Source organism: Legionella gratiana (assembly GCF_001467695.1).
In the GTDB taxonomy this organism is placed as follows: domain Bacteria; phylum Pseudomonadota; class Gammaproteobacteria; order Legionellales; family Legionellaceae; genus Legionella; species Legionella gratiana.
Genome location: NZ_LNYE01000029.1, coordinates 851,938 through 871,684, shown reverse-complemented (window position 1 = coordinate 871,684; position 19,747 = coordinate 851,938). Strand labels below are relative to the sequence as shown.

Sequence of the window (19,747 nt, the reverse complement as noted above, 5' to 3'; positions counted from 1 at the left end):
GCAAGGTGAAGTTTAGAGCAAAGATTGGTTACTTTTAGACCTTCCGCTTTTGCGGAAGGCGACGGTATTGAGAAGTCCGTCATCCTCTGCGCAAGCAGCTGCCTCTTGATGAGATAGGATCAAGAGACAGCTTTCACGGAGGGTGACGAGATTCTTATTATGAAGGCACAATTGATTTAAAAAACGATTGTTTTTAAAGCTAAGTAGTACCTGAAATTAGACATTGTTATCCGAATACCATTTTTTCTTTAACTCAAGAAACTTAGCTTTTTGTTTTGCATTCAGAAGAGCAAACATTTGATGCTGTATCATAATTCTACTTTTTAACATAGCTCCTCTAATTTTATTAACTTGTTCTATTAAAGAATCAAGTTTTGCCTCATCCATTTTATCAGCCTGCACTAAAGTGTTTATTTGAGTACGTAATGATCGAAGCTGCGCGTAGTTTGTTTTAAAGGTGGCTTGAGCTTTCTCTTTATATGTTTGAAGTTTCGCTTGTTGTTCAGGTGTGAGATTAAGCTCTTTTGCTAATTTATCAGATCGATGATGGGAATTACAGTGTTTAGAATCCCCAGAACATGCAAAACTAGGCTGTCCTAAAGTGATTATCAAAGCAATAGCGGATAACCAGATAAGTTTTTTATTCATTATTTTTGTTCCTCATAATTAAATTAACTTTCCTGCTTTAACATGAGTCATTTAGGATTATTAATGACTTCATGAAGTATAGACTAAAGCATGAATAAAGAAAGCCTTCTAATTTCATTGTTTAGTTAATTATTAAAACCCTTTGTTTGATCAGGAGTATCGTTGAAATCTTGAGTTTCTCTATCGCATTTAAGATGAGGAAAGAACGAAAAACGTGATTGTTGCTTTACTTCGTCGGTTTTCATTGCTTTACGTACGACAGCGCATTGTTCTGGAGTTAGGTATTCTTCGATCTTAAAAAGTTCATCCTCTTTGATTAATTCAGATAGCTTGCTTTTTAAAATAATTTCAAAAGTCTCTGCAGGAATAAACGCTTGCATACTGAATATGATTTCAATTTCTCTTTTAATTTCATGTTGTTTTTTCATCAATTCCAATTCATGACGAATAGTAGTGCATTGATCGCTAGCAAAAAATGGTAGTATCTCACTAAACTCGTTCTCATCTTTGATGAGTTGAGGTAACTTTGCTTTAATTGCGTCAAATACGGTGATACGTTGTTCCAAGTTCAAATACTTCAGTAATAGCTTAAAATCCAAAGTACATTTAATGAGCTCAAACAGAGACAATTTTGCGTTTATTGTATTAAATACAGTGCGGCGTTGTTCTAGAGGATAATAATTCAGTATATTTATAAAATCAAAAGTGCTTTTAATGAATTCAGACAGCGATAACTTTGCGTTTATTGTGTCAAATACGATTGTACGTTGTTGCATAGGAGTGGATGCTATTAACGATTGAAAATCCTTAGTATTTTTAATGAGCTCAGGTAACTTTGCTTTGATTTTATCCCACACACTCAAGAATTGATCTGACTCAATACAAGACAGTATATCCAAATAGTCATCATAATTAGTGACTATTGCAGGTATTTTTGCTTTTATTGATTCAAATACAATTGCTTTTGTTCTCCAGTAAAGGTTTTTCATTAACCCCTCAAAATCCTTAGTATTTTTAATAAGTTGAGGCAGTTTTTCTTCGATTATTTCGAGTATAACTTCACTGTTAATGCTTTTGTTTTGTAATGCGTTCTCAATGCCATTAATGCAAAACTCTCCAGTCAAATGATTGCTATTCAGGAGTGCTTGGGTGCTATCTATAAAGCCTTTTTTAGCCGCTAAAGTCAATGCGGTGTTTCCATCTCTATCCTTGTGAGTCACAAATTCTGGAGTGCAGTATTTACTGTTCAGCAATAGGTTAACAATCTCTGTATGACCGTATTTTGCAGCCCAAATTAAACAGTTTTCTCCATGGCTATCCGTGTGAGTTACCAATTCTGGAGTGCAGTATTCGCCGTTCAGGAATGTGTTAACAAACTCTGTATGACCGTATTGTGCAGCCCAGCTTAAAGCAGTTCTTCCTTCTTTATTCGTGTGAGTCACAAACTGTGGCGTACATTGGTTACTTTCGACGATCATGTTGACTATGTTTGTTTTTGGATTTATTTGTAATGCGGCTATGAGAGGAGTATTTTCTTTTTGATAGCTGACTATATTGAGTTTAGCGCCTTGTTGATGAAGCACATTAAAAATCTCCTCATAGCCCATCTCTGCAGCCCAAAACAGAGCAGTTTTCATGTCGCCATCTAAGATTTCTTTATCAGCTCCTTTTTTCAGCAGGTAGTTCACCATCGTCAAATCGTTATTTTTTACAGCAATAATCAGTGGGGTATTTTCATCTTTATCTTTTAGGTTCACATCAGTGCCTGCTTCAATGAGCTGTTGGGCAATAGATCGTCCTTGTTCGTTTGTATCCTTATACAAGGTTTTTTCCAGCACCCGCAGTAAAGGTGTATTCCCATTCTTGTCTTGAATGTTTAAATTAATGTGTAACGCAATAAGTTGCTCTATGGCATTTTTATCTGTGCTTAATGCAGCTATATGAAGAGCACTTTGTCCATTGCTATTCATTCCATTAACATAGGCCCCTTTTTTGATGTCTTCAAACTCAATCACCTCTTCATCTAGTTGATCTAAGAAGTGCTGGTTGATTGCAAAAAGCGTTTCAAATTCCTCTGATCGATGGGAGGCTGCTCGACGCAATAATTCCAACAACTCATTTCGCTGAGTATAAATAGCGAATGCTATAGCTTTTTTTAAGGGTTCATTGTCTTTCAGTGGACCATCCGATTTTAAAAGTTTTTCAAAGAAAATCTGAGTTTCTTGAGCAATCTTATCTTGGAGAATAGAGGAGTTAACTTTGCTATAAAACAAGTAAGGCATGGTTTGATCGGCTAAGGAAAGCTGGGCTTTAGAATCACTATAACCGCTGTAATCTAAATAGTTCTCTTTAGTGGTGGGATAATCCTTAAGCGCGATTTTGGTAGTAATGCCACTTTGAGCCCCTGTATTGATAGATCTGATGCTGTATTTGGGGCTACAAAGCGTATGACCTAACCAGCGGAAAAGGTCGACAATAGCCTCTATTTTTGCATTAGAAACAGCTTCAATAGAATCCAAAACCAGGCCACCATTTGTACCTTTCCAAGCCCAGGCTTGCGCCACAATTGGGTCATCTAAGGAAGGTTTGTTGGTATCTCCCTGACATACGACATAAAAACCACCATTAAGGGATGTGATGCCATGAATGGCGCACTCTGTTCCCACACCACCTAAGTATTGGCAACAGTTGGTTGTTTTACCTAAACATGCAGCGATAGCTGCACCTTTATCGCTTAAAACATCCAATTTTTTAAGATACAATCCTGGATAGCCTAGGTCTTTCCCATCCAGTAGGCAATTAGGGATCACCTTATCGTCATTTCGTCGTATCAGGGTATCAAATTGAGCGATGTGTTTTGCGGTTATGCCATTTTTGATGAGAATCTGATGTGCGACCTCATGATTTTGATTCTGATAGCAAGCATAGAGTGCTTCCAGAATAGGCATATCCATTTCGTTAAGAAAAAGTCCTTGACAAATCTCTGTTAGCTCTTTCTGAAGATTAAATTTTTGTATACTTAATTGTTTAAGAGCGTTATTTCGTTCAATTCTTTGCGCTTCAGTAGGGCGGGTTAATCCATGAGTAGATAATTCTGTAAAGTTCTTGCTCACCTTGATTAGGCCACTTTTGATTTGCTCCATATCACTGCGCTCAAGTTTTTGCTGGTTCTTGCGTTTACTTTTTCCAGTTTTTCCAATTTCTTCCAGGGCTTGGGCATGAGGTAACAATTCGCGAAAACGAGGGTTTTGCCAACGAGTCGTATTGGCCATTTTTTTCCAGGTCTCAAAATCACATCTATTTACATCAGGTAAGGCAAACAAGCACGCATCATGAACTAGATAAAGATATTTATTGAATTTTTTAAAATTAACCAAATAATCAAGTATCTTTTTTTCATCGTTCAATATCGTGGCTAATTTAAAGGCATGCTCTTCTGCTTCTCCATTTTGCTCAAGCAGATATGCTAATTGACATAAAGGAAGCACCTTTTGATACAGGTCATGATTGTAAAAACCTTGATAAGAAGTGGATAAAGAATAAGGTTTTATCTCAATATTTTTGTATTTTTCTGTGGACGTGACTAAATCGGATAATCCTAGCCCCATTAAAGCCGCTTTCAGTAAGTGAACAGCTTCATCTCCATGTTCTTTTTGTACGCTTAAAACTAATTCTTCAGTTAATTGCTTTTTTTGTGCATTAATGTTTTCAGTATAGACAACTCCTTTTTTAGAGTTCAATGCCTGTTGAGTTAATTGATAAATTTGACTTATTGAGAACAAAATATCGGCGGTCGTTAGCATAAAAACCCTCTCTTTTAGTGCTTTAATGGCTTAGTTTATATACATAATGGTTAAATCTAGATTAATCGGATGTGAAAAAAGCTATTGCGGATGAAGCTAAATTGGAATAACAGCGGACATCCAAGCTATCGATATTTGCCAGAAATTGTTTCAATGAACTAAGCTTTGCACAGGACAAAAAAGTAGGCATCCTAATGGGTGTGAACTAGGAAGTACGAAATTTCCCAAGACATCCATATTACCCTTTATCAGCCTAGTTTATTTTGGCCATGTAATAAGATCATGAACATATTGCTTAATAGTACGAATATTATTGTGTGACGATTGAATGGGTTGACTCGAAGAGGGGGCTAGTTTTAATTTTTTATCTTTTACGAGACTAAAGATAACCGCTTCATGACAAAGTTTTTTTAAATCTTCAATTAATCCTAGTGTATAAATATCTTTTGACTGGTGTTCGATGTTGAGTAAAACTTTTTTAAACTGCAGAATGTCAAATTCATTTTCTTGAAAGCAGTTTAATATAAGCTTAAGAGTGTTCACTTTTCTTTGATTTTTTTCATTTAAAACTCTATCAGAACTAATAAGGTATGCTTCCAAGTTATTTTTTACTGCAGAAAAAGATACAGGCAAGCTTAATGCAAGTTCTTGCTGGCGCATAGAAAGTTGTTTGATGCGTGATGCTTGTAATTTTTTCCCAGTATTAAGCCAGGAAGAATCATTTAACTCACCGTCTTCAACACCAAGAAACTTTAACATTCCAAAAACATTTTCATGCAATGGAATTGAGTTTTGAGAGCAAAATGCATTTTGTAACCCATAGTGATTAAACGATATGGGTTGAATGTCTTTTCTAAATTTATCGATACTCGTAACATACCCATTAAATAATGCACTGGCTATTTGTATTGGTCCTGTAGTACAAATAACAATAGACTTTAAGTAGAGATCGTGTTCTTTTTGCATTAAATAACTTAAAAATTTATCGTCATTAGCTTCTAGGATATGTTTAATCAAAAAATATTCTTTATTAAAAAAAAGATATTTTACCAAGCTCAATTGGGATTGAAGTTCTTTTCTCAATCGATTGATAACCTCTTGATACGTTTCTTTAGGAGTTGCTTTTTTAAAATTTAAAAAAGCAATTTTGTTAGTCATCACTTCATGAATATATGCTCTAAGGTTTAATGAAGAATTAGAAGCATTAGGCGAAACAATTTCCTTGGATTTTGATATATAAAGTGATTCAGAACGGTTCTTCATTAATTTAATGAGATAGCGATTGATAAAACTATCAGCTATGAGTTCGTTTTCTGTTCTTTCTATAAAATCAGTATCGTATCGAGTTAGTTTTGCTAAAAGACCACTTTGAACACGATCGATTTCATTTTTAGCTGCGACTTCATCAACGATCGCTACAAAATCATTATTTGCAAGAATAAATTCCTTTTTTCCTATTTTTAAGCTACCTATATTAAGTAGTAGTGGCATCTCAACTGATATGTGTGAAGGAATATTTTGGGTATTAATTGGAACATCAAAGTCAGTATAAGTTCCTTTCCTAAAGACTGGAGAAAGCCATCTTAATATATCGCTAGCTACTCCTAGATTTCCTCCTGCATTTAAATTGGAAACTTCTTCTTTATAAAAACTATATAATTTTTTCTCATTTCCTAACACGAGTTTTTCATCAACAGTATGTGCATCAATCAAAGCAATATTATTTTCTTTGCTAAATTCGTGAAGCGCTTGCACTGACGCATGAGTCAATAATGTTGAGTCAAAGACTAAGTGAATTAGGTCATGAGGGTTTTTCTCACGCATTTCAATAAGACGAATTTGATTTTCCAAATTCATAAATACGGCTGGATCATTACTTAGCCAGATTTTTACATGGAAACTTGGGTTATATTGATACATTTTTTTATTCTTTGTTTTAAGTTCAATAAGTAACTACAAGAGTCACGAGGAATAAAAAGCGTGCATATCAAATGGCTCTTGATTAAAGCTTAGCACAATCTAGAAAAAATGATTTTTGAGCAAATTTAAATTGATGAACCTCCGCTAATATGTTATAAATAGCCCGCTTTAAATACACACACGTTTCGTCACAGACGATAGGGTCCCTTTGCTTGGGTTTCGTCTGGGAAGCGTGGAGGAATAACCCTGGAGATAAATAATGAATATAAGCATGCGTGAAATGCTCGAAGCAGGAGCTCATTTTGGACACAGAACTCGGTTTTGGAATCCTGAAATGGGTGAATATATTTTTGGTTCTCGAAACAAGATACATATTATCAATCTCGAAAAAACCATGGTGATGCTCAACGACGTAGTGAACTATGTCGGACGGTTGGCATCTAACAAAGCAAAAATTCTTTTTGTAGGCACAAAAAGAGCAGCCCAAGAAAGTATTCGCGAACATGCGAAACGTTGTGGTATGCCGTATGTTGATCATCGTTGGTTAGGTGGTATGCTAACTAACTTCAAAACAGTACGTCAATCCATCTTTCGTTTAAAAGAGCTCAAAGAAATGAAAGAAAAAGGATTGTTCAATGATATGATTAAAAAAGAAGCGTTGATGCTGACACGTGAATTGGAAAAATTGGAGCGTGGTTTAGGCGGTATTGAGAACATGGGTGGTTTACCTGACGCACTTTTTATTGTTGATGTTGGATTTGAGCATATTGCCGTTGAAGAAGCTCACCGATTAAGAATTCCCGTTATTGGAGTTGTTGATACGAATAACAGTCCCAAAAACATCGATTATATTATTCCTGGTAACGATGACTCTATGCGAGCTGTTGATATATATGTTCGTTGTGTTGCTGACGCAATTTTAGATGGTAAAGGCAGTAATACAGTAGGTGTAGGCTCATCTGATGCAGAATTTGTTGAATTAGTTGAACAAGCTAGTGATGCAAAAAAAGCTGGCGAATAATTAAATTTATAATATAGGGGGCTAGGGGTATGAACCCTTGATTTGCCCCCTTTTTGTTATACGGAGAAATGAAAATGTCAATTAGTGCAAGTTTAGTCATGAAGTTACGTGAGCGTACTGGTGCAGGCATGATGGAATGTAAAAAATTTCTAATAGCAACCAATGGTGATATTGAAGCAGCAATCACTGAAATGCGGAAAGCAGGTCAAGCAAAGGCAGATAAAAAAGCAGATCGCGTTGCCGCTGAAGGTATTGTGGTTATTGCTCGTTCTACCGATGGACGTACTGCAGTAATGCTAGAAATTAATAGCGAAACTGATTTTGTTGCTCGTGATGAGAACTTTACCAATTTTGCTAATACGGTTGCAGAAGTGGCATTAAACAGTTCAGTAAGCACTATCGAAGAGTTATCTGCTCTTTCCTTTGCTTCCGGCACTTCTGTGGAACAAGCACGCCAAGAATTAGTAGCAAAAATTGGTGAAAACATTAAATTGCGACGCATGGAGCGTATGAGTTGTGATAGCGGTGTTATTGGTTGCTATCTGCATGGCTCACGAATTGGAGTAATGGTTTCTCTAAAAAGCGATAACGAAGAGCTTGCTAAAGACATCGCGATGCACATTGCAGCAAGCAAACCAATTGTAGTAAGTAGAGATCATGTATCTGCTGAAGCTATTGAGAATGAGCGTGAGATTTTTACAGCTCAAGCAAAAGAAAGTGGAAAACCACAAGATATTATCGATAAAATGATCGAAGGTCGTATCAATAAATTTATTGATGAAGTAAGCTTATTGGGACAACCTTATGTGAAAAACCCTGATATCAAAGTGGGACAACTCTTAAAAGAGAAAAACACAGAAGTACTTTCTTTTGTTCGTTATGAAGTTGGCGAAGGTATAGAGAAAAAAGAAGATAACTTTGTTGAAGAAGTGATGGCTCAGGTCCGTACATGATGAATGAAAGTTACTCTAAGTTAAAGTATAAACGTATTTTACTGAAGTACAGTGGCGAAGCCCTTATGGGTAAGTCACAATTCGGTATCGATCCCTCTGTACTAGATACATTGGCGAGGGATGTTTCAGAATTAATTAAAATGGGCGTAGAAGTCGGCCTTGTGTTAGGCGGTGGTAACTTATTTCGTGGTAAAGCGCTTTTTCAAGCAGGTGTTGGACGTGTAACTGGTGACCATATGGGAATGCTGGCTACAGTAATGAATGCATTAGCGATGAGAGATGCTTTAGAGCGTATTGATATGCCTGCACGAATTATGTCGGCCATTCCTATGTTGGGGGTCGTGGACTCTTATCATAGGCGTAAAGCGATCACCCATTTGCGTACTGGTCATGTTGTCATTTTTGCCGCTGGTACAGGAAATCCGTTTTTTACAACGGATACTGCAGCTTGTTTACGAGCCATTGAAATAGGTGCTGATGTAGTTTTAAAAGCAACCAAAGTAGATGGTGTTTATTCAGAAGATCCTTTAAAAAATCCAAATGCTAAACGATATGATTATTTAACTTATATTGAAGTATTAACACAAGGACTGGAAGTAATGGACTCTACTGCCATTTGTCTTTGTCAGGATCAGGGGATGCCTTTACAGGTTTTTGATATGACTGCGCCTAATGCCTTAAAAAGAATTGTATTAGGAGAGCGTGTAGGAACTATAGTCGGAGCTAATCATGATTAATGAGATTAAGCAAGATTCAGAAAAGCGAATGAAAAAAACCATTGAATCCTTACAGATCGATATGTCAAAAATTAGAACTGGAAGGGCGAATGTTGGATTACTTGACCACATACAAGTTGATTACTATGGAAATTTAACTCCATTAAATCAAGTAGCTAATGTTTCTGCGAGTGATTCACGAACTATATTAGTGACTCCATGGGAAAAATCTATGGTATCAGCCATAGAAAAAGCAATTTTAACATCTGATTTAGGTCTAAATCCTTCTACAGCCGGTAGTGCAATTCGTGTTCCAATGCCTCCATTGACAGAAGAGCGCCGAAAAGAATTGATAAAAGTAGTTCGTAACGAAGGGGAGCAAGGCAAAGTTTCTATTCGTAATATTAGACGTGATGCGAATAGTCAATTAAAAGAGTTAGTGAAAGATAAATCTATTTCAGAGGATGATGAACGCCGCGCAGTAGAAGCAATTCAAAAATTAACTGATAAGTATATACTTGAAGTTGACGCTTTATTAGCTGAAAAAGAAAAAGATTTAATGGCAGTTTAAATAGGTAACAACCTTACATTTTTTTGTAAACTCTCAACTTTAATCGATGCACCTGATTTTCAGTTTGCTTCGCTCAGTTCTCTCCTGATCAAAGAATTTAAGAGTAAGATAATAACTTTTTTCGGGAAGAGGATTGGGAATAATACTGGGGCAATGTGATAAATCTTGCCACCGCGCATCACTGACCAGGACCTAGAGATTCCAGGGAAATGCCGAGATTATTGGAGCTCATGAATATGCGGAAAAAAATTCCAAATCTTTTTAACAATTTTAAAAATAACCGCAAGATTGCTTTTTTCGGGAAACGATTTATTTCTGACTCTTCTTATGAAAAAAGTTATAATTTAATTGAAAAATATTGCACTGATGATCCCAGATTTTGGGGGGAAATAAAAGAGGTGGTACAAAAAATTGAACATGCTGAAAAAAATAAATCCCCATTATTCTCTGAGGACATTGAAAGGTTACAGCAAATCCAACATACATTATTGCGAGCTTATGATTTTCCAGATTTATTTATAGAATTCAATCCATTGCTTTCAACATTAAATAAAGCAGATAACTGGCCTTTCAAAAATACTCCATTTTATTGAGCACTTGGCGAACTAAGTCCTCTCGTAATAACGAAGGTATTTGTTCAGGGATATGCTTGTCTTTTGTTGAAAGCCTGAAACGCTTACTAACGAAGAGTATGCATGGTGTCAGAGCCTCAAACACCATACTAATTTTTGAGTAACTTCATTACTCACAGCTTAATTGTGTCCAAATCAGGATGTTTTTATTAACGTTCAAATTTCCTACGATAAAACGCTCTTTCATTGATCATGACCTGAAAAAGAAAAATTTATTTCATCTGAGATGAGCAACAAACCTTAACGGCGTCTACAGATGATGCTCTAACAAGCATTTGATGAAGGAGATTTGCAAACCTGCAAATCTGAAATCGCCGTATACGACATCGCACGTTCGGTGTGTTAACGGTCGGAGTCGTAAAAGTTCCTCCAACCCAATTCAAACTTTTCATCTTAAGGGGTCCTTAAGCATAGCTGTACTATACTACTATTATGCAAATGGATCAAAATTTAAATTTATTGAGCCCCAATATGTCAGTTGAGAACTAAAATGAAAAGTAAGATATTAAAAGAACTAAGCAAGAATGTAAGTAAAGGAGTGGAGATACTAGTAGATAAAACAGTAAAAAGAGAGCTTTCTCATGAATTGATTACTCGAAGTCAACCAACTTCAAAAGAAAATGAGCGTGAAAATATTAGAAGTCAACCAACCTCAAAAGAAAATGAGCAGGAAATGTCTCATTTAAAAGAAGATACAAGCATAACAAGCAATAATAGTTCCGATGAAAAAAATACAACGCAAGTTATCAATGAAAATCAAAATAAAGGTTCAAGTCCTTACGGTTCTGGTGCCATGTGGGACAGGACTTTTAACTCCGGATATGTTTCGCATGATTTAAGTGTAATCAATATAGATATGAATTTGGAGAGTTATATAGGTAAGTATAAGGACTTAAGGGAGGTTCATAATATTGATTTTTCAAGGAAAGAGCTAGAAATTCTAGATAAGATGATTATTAAATTCAATGGAACGGAAATAACAGATCTCAATGAAAAACTTGCCTTATTAATGCTAAGCGAATCTATCCATGATCCAAAAATGTTAAAGGAAAAACTACCCAATTTTAAGCATCAAATGAAATTTAAATCAAACGATTATAATGATTATCAAGCAATTCCATTACCAAAATATAATATTCAGCTGCGCGATGAACTAAAAGAGATAAGAAAAATACAAAAAAGTTCGATAAATAATAAACAATTAAGACCAATAATTAATGAAAGTATAAAGGAAGCAAGAAAAAGCCTAGGGATTAAAGAAAAGAGCTCAAAATTTGAATATCCAATCCCAGAGATATTCAATGAAATTACCACTGACAAGAGCAAAATAATTACAAGACAGCAAGTATTGAAGAAAAATCTACCAAAGTCAAGAAAGAATCCAATGATTGCAAATCAAGAGATTGGTAAAAATGATATTCAGAGACGACATTATCATTATCAATCACATTTCGATAATGTGAACAGGCGGATATATATACCAAATCATACTGTTACAAATAAATTAGAACAATACTTTAAAAAACTAGAAAAAGTAATAGAGCACGCAAAGAATGGTATTATGGGAGTAGATAATGAATCATTCAAAGAGTCTTTTAATCATATAAGTTGGCATTCACACGATGATTTTTTACAACATCATTTTCATCATTTTGATCATATTATTCAAGGCTTTAGAAATTGTACCTTTGAGACGTCAGTTGATATGGTAAAATCACTAGGAGAAAAGTATTTGGATTATGAAGAGTATTGTAAGAAACAAAATAAGCAGGCTGTTAGTTATGAAGATTTCATTGGTGAATTGATTAAAGCAGCAGAATTACAAGGACTAAAGCTTGACCCTAACGTTTTAACAAAAGACGATATCGTTTTACTACCAGATACAGTTAATATATATGATTTTCAGTATACAAGTGCTACCCGTTTACTCGATGAAATTGAATATAGATGCCCTAATGCACTAGCAAATAGCGAAAAAATTAAAACGAAAACGACATTGGTTCGCTTTGAAGGAGAGCGTGGATTGGAGAAATTTAAGGAAGATAAAATAGGTGTTTTTTATAGTCTTGGATTACCTGTTTGTGGTTTAAACGGTTGCAAAGATGTTGAGATACATCCTGTACAACTTGCTTATTTATTAAATATTTCAGTGGGGCCAAACCATGCTTTATTAAGAGACCGAGAGAAACTTGCAAATGCGTATCAATATTTACAAGATAAGGCGTTGGGGATTAAACCAGATCCAAAATGTGAAAATGACTATAATAGCTGGATGGAAAATTATGAAAACCCACCGGACAATGGTTACAATGGCTACATATTGACCATTGAGGCACAAGAAGGTACTGAATTATGTCATAGTAAAACAACAGGAGGAAATGGTAATCCTTTTGCTGATGAGGTTTATTTTAAGGAACCTCCTAATAATAAAAATACAGATAGAACTATAGAGAAATTTCAGGATGGATGTAGTTATCCTATTCGTGATATTGATAGTGGAGAAGTAAGACAAGTTAAAGTAAACAGTAATGCCCCATTTTTGAATATTAGTGTGGTAGTTCCTGAATGTAAGCCAACACTAGTAAATAAATTGTGCGTATCATATGGGGGCACAGGAGATTTAACACACGAAAATTTAGTTGAAATCGCTAATAAAGTAGAAGGCATTAATCATGAAATAACTCGACTTCAAGATAGTCGTGGCATGAATTTTTACTAGCTGGAAAATTTATAGAGGATTTAAATAATGGAAACTATAACACTTCAAGAATTAGTTAAATTAAGTAAGGATATAGTTACTAAGTATTATTCAGATGATCCAACATTTTGGGATGTTATAAACAAAAGGATAAATTATATTGAAAAAACAGGGGCATTAGAAGCAGATGATTCAGAGAATGAACTTTCAGATGATAAAATCACTTACATTCTTTCAAGAAAATATTGTACTGTAGATGATATTAATATAATGCAACCACTCTTCGAGTTGTGGGATAGAGCATTGGGGAGTAAGCCGAATGTATGAAAAAGTTAACTAATGGATGCTCCAATGCAATCCTAAAAAAGGCGTTTGACGTGTTTGACCTCATGAGGTCAACTGTACTGTACCTCATTACATAAGGTCTGATTATTCTGATAATCAGACCTTATGAGATATATTCTATTATTGGCTGCACAAAAACTCACAACGACTTCTTTAATTAAATAAATAGTATTTTTATGGTCATGTTCTTATTTGTTATTCAAGTAACTACCTCGTACTTACGTTAACTAAAATGGCCAATTAGTCTCATTTTGGGCTGGATATGCCAAAAACCCAATATAGAACGAGGTCAGTAAATTCAAGTGACCTGACAGATATTTTTTAAAATTGACTACTGCCAGATCACGTTGAACTAATGGAGATTCGTCGGGGTCAAAGGACAAAACGGTTCTGCTGGTCTTGTTCCATCGGTTGTTCTTGGTTTTGTGCCTTATATTGTGCCCTAAACTCATTCATTCCCTCGCGAAGATTCTGTGTATTTAATGATAATAGCGTAGATTTCATTGTTTTTATAGTTTGCGCGAGATTTGCCTTATCATTGATAACAGAAGATTCAATCGTTTCTATCAAATTCTTCATTTTCTGTCCCTGAGGTGTCTTAAAAATGGGATCTTCATCATTGCTCTCCTTGTATTTCCCGGTGGCCTCGTTTAGCGTGAATAAGTTGTAAGTAAATTTATACTGTTTACTTGAATCCTGACGGCTATGGGTTCCTTCAGGAAATATCTCTTTATCAGCACGAATCATGGTATGCAACAAAGTAGCTATAAGATGGCATGCTAACAAATTGGGATCTATCTTCTTTGCATCATATTTTGCAAGCATTAAATCTTCTGACAAGGGAAGATCAAATGGTGTTGCAGGTGTTTGCTTAAATATCCAAGTCAAATTTCCATCGGCATCTAGTGGAGTAATGCTCTTTAGATCGGATGTTATTACAGTTCCATCTACTCTTTCCAAGAAATTTTCTGGTTTTTTATCACTATAAATATAACCTTTCTCCATTAGTTCTAAATTAAATTCAGCAACTTGTATAGCCTTTTCTAAAGCTTTAGAAAAGTTTTTAGGGTCTTTGAGATTTATCTGATACATAGCATCAAGAATATTTCCGTTTGGACAATACTCTCCTATAGCTAGTACGTATTCAACTTCTTGTTTATCTTGATGAACTTTGTGTTTTCCTAAAGTTATTGTTTCAATATTTTTTTCAACATGTTGCTTGCAGTTTTGATATATTTTTTCCCGATCCATGCCTCGAAAAGGAAAATTGGAACAATTTTCTAATCGTACAGCGTATGTAGTTCCAGATTTATCAGTTACCATCCAATTTTTATTATTTTGCCCTCCCAACCCCTTAAAAGTATAATCACCTAATGTAAATGTTTTTTTACCATTTGCATCTTTAGTTTCTTGTAATAGCTTAATTATCTGATGTGTTTCTCCTTGACACAGAAGCTCATTAATTGATTCAATCGGATTTTTATATCGTTTGCAATGATCTTTCTCATGCAGGCTTTTTTCCTTAATAAATAAAGACTTTTCGGAATTAACAAGTAATAGCATTTTATCAAACTGAGTAAATACATCTGCCTCTGTTTTAGAAGAAAGATTGTTTCTAACGGATGCGATTTTCTGTTGAAGTTCACATAAGTTTTGATAATAGTTATCAATATAAATAGAATCATTAAAATGGTTATGTAATTTTATTGAATTACGATGGAGATCCAATAATTGCTCGTTTATTACCCCAAGACTTTCTTTAAGTTCCGGATCGATGAGTCCAATCATCTTTAATTGTTCATTAACTTTGTTGCTTAATGCTGTACAACCACCACTCTTAATTTTAGGGGAGTGTAATTCAAATATACGCTGATTATTTAAAGAGACATTTATATCATCATTTTCCTTACAAAATTTTGTTACTTCAGAAAGCAATGGATCAGACTTAAACCAGCTATAAAATGCATTGGCATCTTTAAGTTTTTCTGTATCTCGAGTGTTTGCAGTAGAATACTTTTTAAATATATCCTGGCTAAGACAATCAATTCGTTGAAGCAGGAGTATTCTTTTTTCCGATTTTGTTTTTTGATCCAAATCATTATATTCGTTTATTAACCCATTTAGGGTTTTCACGTCGGTATCTTCAAATCCTACACTTGTTAGAGATGATTTTTTCGGATTTGATTCTAACCTTCTCACTTCCATTCTTTCTACATTCTTAATAGCCATTTTGCATACCTCATTTTTTATCTATAATTCATTGTAAATTAATAGTCCTAAGGTAGTATTAAACGGACAGTCTGATTTGTAATTAAGGCCATTCCTGATAAGCCTTACCTAAAAGCTAGGAACCTTATTACCTATAAAAAAATCAGATTTTTGTCACAAAATTGGCTACAACGGAGGATGAAGAGAAAAGGAAAGCTATTTTTAACAATCATCCGTAATGATTCAACGCTAATTTGGCACTATGTAAATCTACATGGGGAATATGACTTCACTGAAGATACTGACCAATTGAGAATATTGTTCGGAATGGATAAAATATTATCACTCAAGGTGGCTTAGTGGGTTCATTGCCAGTTTGGACTGTATACGCGGGAAAACCCTATTATACACAATCCGCACTAAGTAAAACGGGAGATACTCTTTTAATATGCTCTTTTTGGGGCAAAAACTCTATTCCCCATAATGAATATAATGGATTATTACCCATACTGTAACGGCCATCAGCAAGAATTAATGGTGTGTGTTTGGCAATAATCACATAATTGTCACTAAACCACGAAAATATAGCCAAATCATGTTGTTGTCCAGGAGTAAATCCTGCGTTAATGTGGTTAGAAAAAAGAGGAATTTGTGCCACAGGCATTATAGAGCTTCTTTTTAAAATTGAAGTATGAACTTCCTTGATAATGAGACAATATTTATTTTTTGCAATTACGCGCCAATAGAAAGAGCTTGCTAACTTAGGCATTGCACGGATGCTTGTTAAGCGTAACTTTTGCTGTATGGCGAATGCTCGTATGCTTTGAAGAGCACGTTGATGTTGAATACTATTGAAGAGCAAAATAAGGCTTGCGAATAACAAACCTAACATAACTCCCCTTTGATCTTTATGAAGAACAGACCAGACAACGCCTAATATTAAAGGGATAGTAAAAATGGGATCGACTATAGCAATGATATCCCAACTGATTCGTTTATAACTTATAGGCCATAGTAACACAGTACCATAAGAAGTGAGTGCATCAAGAAGCCCGTGAGTAGCATAACCCACAAGAGCGGCACTCAAAGTAATCTTCCAATATGTTCTATAACGAGAGAAACACAAAAAGAATAAGGCTACCAATATGCCGCCCAGGGGAATAAACAAGAATGAATGAGTAAAGTGACGATGCCACAGCTCTAAACTCAGCGGATTATTTTTAAAACGAATAAAAATATCCAGATCTGGTGCCATAGCTGCTAATGCGCCGACTTTCCAGGGAATATCTTTATTATATTTTCCCAAAATTGCTTGTGCACAAGAAGCACCTAATGCAGCATGAGTAACAGGATCCATACCTTATCTCGCCAAATAATTTAAATCCTACCTATAATATATGATGGCAGGCCATAGATAATCTTTGGGTTCTACTTGTGCCTAGCATTAAATCAGTGGCGGAAGTTTATTGCTTAGCAAACTAGAGAATACCCATATTGGTTTTAATAGAACAGAGCAGATAGAATAATTTATATATAATCATATTTGTAGTGTATTACTATAATGTTTTAAGGGCTATTAGGAATAAAGATAATTATTATAAGGAGCATCGTAATGAACTTTAATCAACATACTTGGATTATTACTGCAGATACAACTACTTGCCGCATTTATGAATCAAAAGCAAAACCTGAAGATTTCACCTTGGTTAAGGAAATAATTCATCCTCAAAGCAAACTTAAAGATATTGATCTCACTTCAGGTAAAGCAGGTCGTTACAACACCAGTAGTACAACTCAAGGAACTTATACACCACAATCTGATCCTAAAGAAGTAGAGATCGATAATTTTGCAAGAACAATCGCTGATGAATTAGATAATGGTAGAAAAAGTCATGCCTATGAAAAACTGATTGTAGTTGCGCCACCTCATATGAATGGACTTTTATTTCACCATACTAATAAACATGTGAATAATTTAGTCATTCATAATTTAAAAAATGATGTGATGCATTTCTCAGAACAGGAATTATCTGATTTTTTACATAAGCATATGATGCCAAGCTAGGCATTCAAAATTTAATATATAGGGAAAATTAGGTGATTAATTTTTTACTAGTCTTGTTAGCCTTTATTTTGGTTTTACTCAATGCTTTTTTTGTAGCTGCTGAGTTCGGTATGGTAAAACTTCGAGTAACTCGAGTAGAAACAATTAAAAATACTTATGGTTTACGAGGAAGAATTTTATTTCATGTCCATAAACATCTTGATGCATACTTATCTGCTTGCCAATTAGGAATAACCTTTGCCTCCCTTGGGTTAGGTTGGATAGGCGAACCTGCTTTTGCTCATCTTATAGGACCGTTCCTGTTCTTTATTGGAATTAATTCACCTCAACTAATCACGATAATCGCTTTTTTCGTCTCATTTTCGTTTATTTCCTTTCTGCACATCGTAGTTGGAGAATTAATGCCTAAATCACTTGCTATCCGACAATCGGAACGAGTATCTCTATGGACTGCTTTGCCTTTATATGGATTTTATTGGCTCATGTTTCCTGCAATTTGGTTCCTCAATAGTTGTTCAAATTTTTTGCTAAGGATTTTTAATCTCGATGCAGTCCATAAAGGGGAACATTTTTACTCAACGGAAGAAATTAAGCTGCTCTTAAATGCCAGCCATTTTCATGGAGAACTTACCGATGAGGAAGCTGAAATTATTGAGCATACCTTTGATTTGGCTACGCTTAAAGTTACTGAAGTCATGCGATTTAGTGAGGAAATGGTTATGATCCATATCAATAAGCCTATTAAAGAAATCATGGATGTAATTATGGAACATCGCTATAGTCGTTACCCAGTGTATGATCCTGTTAAAAAAGATGTAATTGGAATTATCCATGTAAAAGATATTCTTCCTGTTCTTTATCAACAAGGTGAGATCAAAGAATTACGCACCCTACTCAGGCCTATGCTAAAAGTGTCACGCCGTCTCCCTGCATTGGATTTATTACATAAATTTCGCCAAGGGATGCCTCATTTTGCTCTTGTTTACAGTGGCCAAAAAACTATTTTGGGATTTGTTACACTGGATAATTTACTTCAGGTACTTATTGGCCGAATTAAGGATGAATTCCATCGCACTAAAGTGGATTGGGTATTAAATGATGATGGAAGTATATCCGCATTAGGAAATTGCTCTATATACTCTTTAGAACAAGCTATTGATCGTGATATTGATGTGGATGATAACATTGACATTTTGAATGGATTGTTTTTTCATCGACTAGGCTATGTACCTAAGATAGGAGAGCATATTGATTTTCCTGAATTTGATGCGGAGATAGAGAAAGCAATTGCTTCAAAAATTCTTCAGGTAAGAATTTATCCTAAAAAATTACCTGATAAACATTAATTACCATGAGTTACTTATGAATAAAAACGTTAATCGTTCTTCTGAGGCCCTTCTAGCGATTATAAATCATGAAGATTTAAAAGGAGAGTTAACATTTCAGCGTATTTTACAAACACTTGGAGATAGAGCATTTGGCGTTGTACTGTTATTTTTTGCGCTACCAAGTGCATTGCCTTTTTCTACTATCCCTGGTGTGTCCCTTGTTTTTAGTGTGCCAATATTACTATTTGCGTGCCAAATGGTATTCGCCAGAAAAACACTATGGTTACCAAAATTTATTGCAGAGCATACTATTCACCAAGAAACCATTTCAAAAATTATTCATACAACAGTGCCGTATTTGATTAAAATTGAATATTTTTTAAAACCTCGATGGTCCTTTATGACTTGCCCTTTGATGGAAATAATCAACGGGCTCCTTATTGTCTGTTTGGCGATACTGTTGATGCTACCTATTCCCTTGAGTAATTTTATTTTTGCGATATTACTTATTATTTTTAGTTTGGGATTGATAGAAAAAGACGGCGTATTTGTTATTTTAGGCTATATTGGTTTCCTTTTTTATGCCAGTTTTATTTATGTATTTATTGAGACGATAATTAAACATTTTTTTAATTAACATGAGTTCGATATAAAGGCTTTTTTATGCCTTTTATCGCTAAACGAACGTTATTCCGTAAAGCTTGTCCCCAGAGAAAGCCTGAATCTTCTACACATCTTGTCTATCGCAAATAAAACAGGATCAAATTATTTCTTTTGCAGAGGGAGAAGGTATTGAGAGCATCGTCACCCTCTGCGTAAGCAGGGGGTCTCGTAAGCGT

At 34.9% G+C, this 19,747-nt stretch carries 15 protein-coding genes; 10 read left to right on the top strand and 5 right to left on the bottom strand.

The features are described from left to right. Positions 1-216 precede the first annotated feature (216 nt). The 3 genes from Lgra_RS16915 to Lgra_RS16905 form a co-directional block, all read right to left on the bottom strand. Positions 217-648: a Spy/CpxP family protein refolding chaperone gene (locus Lgra_RS16915; protein ID WP_058500321.1), complete on the bottom strand. Its 432-nt coding sequence runs from the start codon at positions 646-648 to the stop codon at positions 217-219. Positions 649-773: 125 nt separating this feature from the next. Beyond that, positions 774-4,451: an ankyrin repeat domain-containing protein gene (locus Lgra_RS16910; protein WP_058500320.1), complete on the bottom strand. Its 3,678-nt coding sequence runs from the start codon at positions 4,449-4,451 to the stop codon at positions 774-776. 258 nt (positions 4,452-4,709) lie between these two features. Then, entirely contained in the window at positions 4,710-6,371 is a 1,662-nt protein-coding gene (locus Lgra_RS16905) for a glycosyltransferase family 88 protein (RefSeq protein ID WP_058500319.1), read from the bottom strand. Positions 6,372-6,627: 256 nt separating this feature from the next. On the opposite strand from Lgra_RS16905, the gene rpsB reads away from it, so the two are divergent. From rpsB to Lgra_RS16870, 7 genes are all read left to right on the top strand, one after another. After that, positions 6,628-7,392 (top strand): 30S ribosomal protein S2, encoded by a 765-nt coding sequence (gene rpsB / locus Lgra_RS16900; protein WP_115385415.1) that lies wholly within the window; start codon positions 6,628-6,630, stop codon positions 7,390-7,392. A 74-nt stretch (positions 7,393-7,466) separates the two neighbouring features. Beyond that, the gene (tsf, locus tag Lgra_RS16895; RefSeq protein WP_058500317.1) at positions 7,467-8,345 is read left to right on the top strand and encodes a translation elongation factor Ts; all 879 of its coding nucleotides are present in this window, start codon (positions 7,467-7,469) and stop codon (positions 8,343-8,345) included. Next, positions 8,342-9,082, top strand: a complete 741-nt coding sequence (pyrH, locus tag Lgra_RS16890; protein WP_058500316.1) for a UMP kinase — start codon at positions 8,342-8,344, stop codon at positions 9,080-9,082. Before tsf ends, pyrH begins: the two co-directional genes overlap by 4 nt. After that, positions 9,075-9,632: a ribosome recycling factor gene (gene frr, locus Lgra_RS16885; protein WP_058500315.1), complete on the top strand. Its 558-nt coding sequence runs from the start codon at positions 9,075-9,077 to the stop codon at positions 9,630-9,632. Before pyrH ends, frr begins: the two co-directional genes overlap by 8 nt. 236 nt (positions 9,633-9,868) lie before the next feature. Then, positions 9,869-10,225: a hypothetical protein gene (locus Lgra_RS16880; RefSeq protein WP_058500314.1), complete on the top strand. Its 357-nt coding sequence runs from the start codon at positions 9,869-9,871 to the stop codon at positions 10,223-10,225. A 529-nt stretch (positions 10,226-10,754) separates the two neighbouring features. Beyond that, positions 10,755-12,983: a hypothetical protein gene (locus Lgra_RS16875; RefSeq protein ID WP_058500313.1), complete on the top strand. Its 2,229-nt coding sequence runs from the start codon at positions 10,755-10,757 to the stop codon at positions 12,981-12,983. A 27-nt stretch (positions 12,984-13,010) separates the two neighbouring features. Next, on the top strand, positions 13,011-13,289 hold the full coding sequence (locus Lgra_RS16870; protein ID WP_058500312.1) for a hypothetical protein: 279 nt from the start codon (positions 13,011-13,013) through the stop codon (positions 13,287-13,289). A gap of 390 nt (positions 13,290-13,679) precedes the next feature. On the opposite strand, the gene Lgra_RS16865 is transcribed toward Lgra_RS16870, so the two are convergent. Then, positions 13,680-15,536 (bottom strand): protein kinase family protein, encoded by a 1,857-nt coding sequence (locus tag Lgra_RS16865; RefSeq protein WP_058500311.1) that lies wholly within the window; start codon positions 15,534-15,536, stop codon positions 13,680-13,682. Positions 15,537-15,918: 382 nt separating this feature from the next. Continuing rightward, positions 15,919-16,872 carry a metal-dependent hydrolase gene (locus Lgra_RS16860; RefSeq protein ID WP_058500310.1) on the bottom strand — a complete coding sequence of 318 codons (954 nt, stop codon included), beginning with the start codon at positions 16,870-16,872 and terminating at the stop codon, positions 15,919-15,921. 255 nt (positions 16,873-17,127) lie between these two features. On the opposite strand from Lgra_RS16860, the gene Lgra_RS16855 reads away from it, so the two are divergent. Genes Lgra_RS16855 through Lgra_RS16845 form a run of 3 tightly spaced genes read left to right on the top strand, consistent with a single transcriptional unit; the run spans position 17,128 to position 19,545 of the window. Continuing rightward, complete coding sequence (locus Lgra_RS16855; RefSeq protein ID WP_058500309.1) at positions 17,128-17,580, top strand: host attachment protein; 453 nt, start codon at positions 17,128-17,130, stop codon at positions 17,578-17,580. 32 nt (positions 17,581-17,612) lie between these two features. Further along, positions 17,613-18,926: a hemolysin family protein gene (locus Lgra_RS16850; protein ID WP_058500308.1), complete on the top strand. Its 1,314-nt coding sequence runs from the start codon at positions 17,613-17,615 to the stop codon at positions 18,924-18,926. Between the two features lie 16 nt (positions 18,927-18,942). Further along, the gene (locus tag Lgra_RS16845) at positions 18,943-19,545 is read left to right on the top strand and encodes an exopolysaccharide biosynthesis protein (RefSeq protein WP_058500307.1); all 603 of its coding nucleotides are present in this window, start codon (positions 18,943-18,945) and stop codon (positions 19,543-19,545) included. Positions 19,546-19,747: the final 202 nt, after the last annotated feature.

What these genes read in the sequence shown, in the direction of transcription:
- tsf (WP_058500317.1), top strand. Translation starts at nt 7,467, where the DNA reads ATGTCAATTAGTGCAAGTTTAGTCATGAAGTTACGTGAGCGTACTGGT.
- Lgra_RS16905 (WP_058500319.1), bottom strand. Translation starts at nt 6,371, where the DNA reads ATGTATCAATATAACCCAAGTTTCCATGTAAAAATCTGGCTAAGTAAT.
- Lgra_RS16915 (WP_058500321.1), bottom strand. Translation starts at nt 648, where the DNA reads ATGAATAAAAAACTTATCTGGTTATCCGCTATTGCTTTGATAATCACT.
- Lgra_RS16865 (WP_058500311.1), bottom strand. Translation starts at nt 15,536, where the DNA reads ATGGCTATTAAGAATGTAGAAAGAATGGAAGTGAGAAGGTTAGAATCA.
- Lgra_RS16845 (WP_058500307.1), top strand. Translation starts at nt 18,943, where the DNA reads ATGAATAAAAACGTTAATCGTTCTTCTGAGGCCCTTCTAGCGATTATA.
- frr (WP_058500315.1), top strand. Translation starts at nt 9,075, where the DNA reads ATGATTAATGAGATTAAGCAAGATTCAGAAAAGCGAATGAAAAAAACC.
- pyrH (WP_058500316.1), top strand. Translation starts at nt 8,342, where the DNA reads ATGATGAATGAAAGTTACTCTAAGTTAAAGTATAAACGTATTTTACTG.
- Lgra_RS16910 (WP_058500320.1), bottom strand. Translation starts at nt 4,451, where the DNA reads ATGCTAACGACCGCCGATATTTTGTTCTCAATAAGTCAAATTTATCAA.
- Lgra_RS16855 (WP_058500309.1), top strand. Translation starts at nt 17,128, where the DNA reads ATGAACTTTAATCAACATACTTGGATTATTACTGCAGATACAACTACT.
- Lgra_RS16870 (WP_058500312.1), top strand. Translation starts at nt 13,011, where the DNA reads ATGGAAACTATAACACTTCAAGAATTAGTTAAATTAAGTAAGGATATA.
- Lgra_RS16875 (WP_058500313.1), top strand. Translation starts at nt 10,755, where the DNA reads ATGAAAAGTAAGATATTAAAAGAACTAAGCAAGAATGTAAGTAAAGGA.
- Lgra_RS16860 (WP_058500310.1), bottom strand. Translation starts at nt 16,872, where the DNA reads ATGGATCCTGTTACTCATGCTGCATTAGGTGCTTCTTGTGCACAAGCA.
- Lgra_RS16880 (WP_058500314.1), top strand. Translation starts at nt 9,869, where the DNA reads ATGCGGAAAAAAATTCCAAATCTTTTTAACAATTTTAAAAATAACCGC.